This is a genomic window from Inquilinus sp., from assembly GCF_057815775.1.
In genome coordinates, this window is record NZ_JBYRFX010000971.1 from 1 (window position 1) to 3,816 (window position 3,816).

A 3,816-nucleotide genomic window follows, 5' to 3' on the forward strand; every position below is an offset into this window, starting at 1 on the left:
CATCTACGACCTCGACGAGGCCGTCGAGCGAGTCGCCGCGGCCGTGGAGGCTGCCCAGAACCTCGACTTCCCCTTCACGCTCACCGCCCGCGCCGAGAACCTCATCCGAGGCAACCCCGACCTCGACGACACCATCGCGCGCCTGCAGGCCTACGAGCGCGCCGGGGCCGACGTGCTCTACGCCCCCGGCCTGGCCAGCCTGGACGACATCTCTGCCGTCGTGCGCGCGGTCGACCGGCCGGTGAATGTCGTCATGGGTTTGGTCGGCGCCCGCTTCACCGTCGACCAGCTTGCCGGAATCGGGGTCAAGCGCATCAGCGTCGGCGGGTCCCTGGCGCGGGCCGCGCTGGGCGCCTTCCTGCGCGCGGCGCGGGAGATCCACGACCAGGGCAGCTTCGGCTATGCCGCCGACGCCGCGCCGCACAAGGAGATCAACGGGCTGTTCGCCGACCGCTGAGCGCGGCCGGCTACTCCGCCGCCTCGGCCAGGCCCCGCTTCCGCAGCAGCGCCGCCGGCTCCGGCGGGCGGCCTCGGAAGTCCTGGTAGGCCTTGGCCGGGTCCTGGCGCTAGCCGGCGGAGTAGACGAAGTCGCCGAGCCGCTTGGCCACAGCGGGGTCGAACACGTCGCCGGCCTCCTCGAACGCGCCGAAGCCGTCGGCATCAAGCACCTCGGACCAGAGATAGCTGTAATAGCCGGCAGAATAGCCGCTGCCGGCGAAGACATGCTGGAAATGCGGCGGCCGGTGCCGCATCGCGATCGCCGCCGGCATGCCGATCCGGGCCAGCGACTGCCGCTCGAACGCCGCCGGGTCGGACGCATCGGCGCCGGCGGCATGGAAGTCGAGATCGACCAGGGCGGAAGAGATGAACTCGACCGTGGCGAAACCCTGGTTGAAGTTCCGCGCCGCCAGCACACGTTGCAGCAGCTCCTCCGGCATCGGCTCGCCGGTGCGGTAATGCAGAGCGTGGCGGCGCAGGATCTCCGGCCGCTCCAGCCAGTGTTCGTAGAGCTGCGACGGGAATTCGACGAAATCGCGCGCGACATTGGTGCCGGAGATGGCGGGATAGGTGACGTCGGACATCAGCCCGTGCAGGGCGTGGCCGAATTCGTGGAACAGGGTGCGGGCGTCGTCGAAGCTCAGCAGGCTCGGCGTGCCCTCCGCCGCCTTGGCGAAGTTCATGACGTTGACCACGATCGGCCGGACCACGCCGTCGAGGTTGTCCTGCTCGCGGATCGCATCCATCCAGGCGCCACTGCGCTTCGACGGCCGGGCGAAGTAATCGCCGTAGAACAGCCCGACCAGGTGGCCGTCGGCCCCCGTGACCTCCCAGGCCCGGACATCGGGGTGCCAAGTGGGCACGTCGTGCCGCTCGGCGAAGGACAGGCCGAATAGCCGGTGCGCCGTGTCGAACGCCGCCGCGATCATGCGGTCGAGCTGCAGATAGGGCTTGAGCTCGCCTTCATCGAGGTCGAATTCCGCCTTGCGCTGCTGTTCGGCGTAATAGCGCCAGTCCCAGGCGGCGATCTCGAAATTGCCGCCCTCGGACGCCACCAGCGCCTGCAGCTTCGCCTGCTCATCCGCCGCCCGGGAGCGGGCTGCCGGCCAGACGGAATACAGCAGGCCCAGCGCCGCCTCCGGCGTCTTCGCCATGGTGTCGGCCAGGCGGAAATCGGCGTAGCTGGGATAGCCCAGCAGGCCGGCCTGTTCCGCCCGCAGCGCCACCGTCTCGGCGATGATCGGGCGGTTGTCGGCGGCGGCGCTTTCGCCGCGCGCGAGCCAGGCCTTGAACGCGGTTTCGCGCAGGTCGCGGCGTGACGAGAACTGCAGGAACGGCTCGATGCTCGACCGGCCCAGGGTGATGGCATGCTTGCCCGGCAGGCCGCGACCCGCCGCCGCCTCGGCCGCCGCGTCGCGCAGCACCTCGGGCAGGCCGGCGAGATCGGCCTCGCCGTCCAGCACCAGGGCATAGGCCTTCTCGTCGGCCAGCACGTTCTGGCCGAATTGCGTGCCCAATGTGGCCAGCCGCTCCGCAATCTCCGCCAGCCGGCGCTTCGGCGCGTCCCCCAGCCCGGCACCGCTGCGGGTGAAGCGGATGTGATAGCGCTCGAGCACCCGCGCCTGCTCCGGCGTCAGGCCCAGATCCGCACGGCCGGCGAACAGCGTGTCGATCCGGCGGAACAGCGCCGGGTTCTGCTGGACCGCGTTGTGGTGCCGGGCCAGCAGCGGTGCCATCTCCAGCTCCACCGCCTCCAGCGCGTCATTGCTGTGCGCGGAGGTCAGGTTGAAGAATGTGGCGGCGACGCGGCCCAGCGCCTGGCCGCTGCGCTCCAGCGCCACGATGGTGTTGTCGAAGCTCGGCGCCGCGGCATTGCCGGCGATCGCGTCGATCTCCCTGGCATGCTCGGCCAAAGCCGTGTCGAAGGCCGGGCGGAAATGCTCCACCGCGATCCGGCCGAAGGGCGGGCTGCCGAATGGCGTCGTCCAGGGCGTGAGCAACGGGTTGCCGGCATCCTGCGGCGACGGCGTGCGGGTCGGCTGGTCTGCGCTCATCTCGGCACCGTGTGATCGGGGTCTGTGGCGGCCAGACTAGCAGAGGATCGGGAGGACGTGTCAGCCGCCGTCTCACCCCATCCGCGCCCGCTTTCCCTTGGTCATTTCGCCGCAGAATCCTGATTATCAATATATGATTTAAAGATTTAAAATCTTATGCATCCCATGATCCTGCGGGACTCAATGGATTCGATGCATCGTCAAGCAGGATTGGCCCAAGAATTCCTGCGAAATGCGTTTGTCCGACCTGACGACACCCCGTTAGCATACGATTCTATTCTCAACGACGGTGGCCGGATCTGGAATCCGGGCACCGAACAGGGGTTTCTGCATGACCACGCTGACCGTGAACGCGCCCAACGGCCTCAACGGCGCCGGCTTCTCATTCGACGCATTGGGCGATCTCGCCTTCACCAACCCGCACATCACCACCTTCACCACCACCGCCGTCCATATCGATTTCGACGGCGTATCGGTCGACCTGACCGGCACCGGCCTCAGCGCCGGGCTGTTCGGCATCACCGGGCTCGTCACCGGCATCGTGCTGTCGCAGGGCGGCGGCGCCATCGCCACCTTCTCGGACACCTCGATCACCGCCGCCACCGCCTATTCCGCCATCAGCAACGGCGATCTCTCCGGTCTCGCCATCGCCCTGTTCGCCGGCGACGACACCCAGACCGGGTCGCAGAAGGTCGACCTGCTGTCGGGCCTGGCCGGCAACGACACCCTCAGCGGCCTCGCCGGCGATGACACGCTCCAGGGCGGTGTCGGCAACGACGTGCTCCGCGGCGGCGCCGGGGCCGATCATCTCGATGGCGGTGCCGGCATCGACACCGCGACGTACAGCGAGAGCACGATCGGCGTCACCGTCAGCATCGCGGCTGGAACCGGGGTCGGTGGCAACGCCCAGGGCGATGTGCTGACCGGGATCGAGAATGTCGCCGGCAGCTGGGGAAATGACGTCCTCACCGGCGGCGCCACCGCCAACACCCTGGTCGGCAATGCCGGCAATGACGTCCTCGACGGCGGGGCCGGCAAGGATGTCCTGACGGGCGGCACCGGGGCCGACCGGTTCGTCTTTTCCGCGGCCAGCCACACCGTGACCGGCGTCAATGCCGACCGGATCACCGATTTCAGCCACACCGAAGGCGACAAGAGCGATCTGCACCAGATCGATGCCAACACCGCCCTCAGCGGCAACCAGCCCTTCAGCTTCATCGGCACCGGTGCCTTCACCCACCATGCCGGCGAGTTGCACGTCGCC

The 3,816-nt window shown here is 68.6% G+C and carries 3 protein-coding genes; 2 read left to right on the forward strand and 1 reads right to left on the reverse strand.

Annotated elements, in window-relative coordinates:
* On the forward strand, positions 1-457 hold a 457-nt coding region (locus tag AC3XYG_RS34880), incomplete at its 5' end, for an isocitrate lyase/phosphoenolpyruvate mutase family protein (RefSeq protein WP_489144488.1).
* A gap of 109 nt (positions 458-566) precedes the next feature.
* Here the strand turns inward: AC3XYG_RS34880 and AC3XYG_RS34885 are convergent.
* The gene (locus AC3XYG_RS34885; RefSeq protein WP_489144489.1) at positions 567-2,552 is read right to left on the reverse strand and encodes a M3 family metallopeptidase; all 1,986 of its coding nucleotides are present in this window, start codon (positions 2,550-2,552) and stop codon (positions 567-569) included.
* Positions 2,553-2,883: 331 nt separating this feature from the next.
* On the opposite strand from AC3XYG_RS34885, the gene AC3XYG_RS34890 reads away from it, so the two are divergent.
* Positions 2,884-3,816: calcium-binding protein (locus AC3XYG_RS34890; RefSeq protein ID WP_489144490.1), on the forward strand; the 933-nt coding region annotated here is incomplete at its 3' end.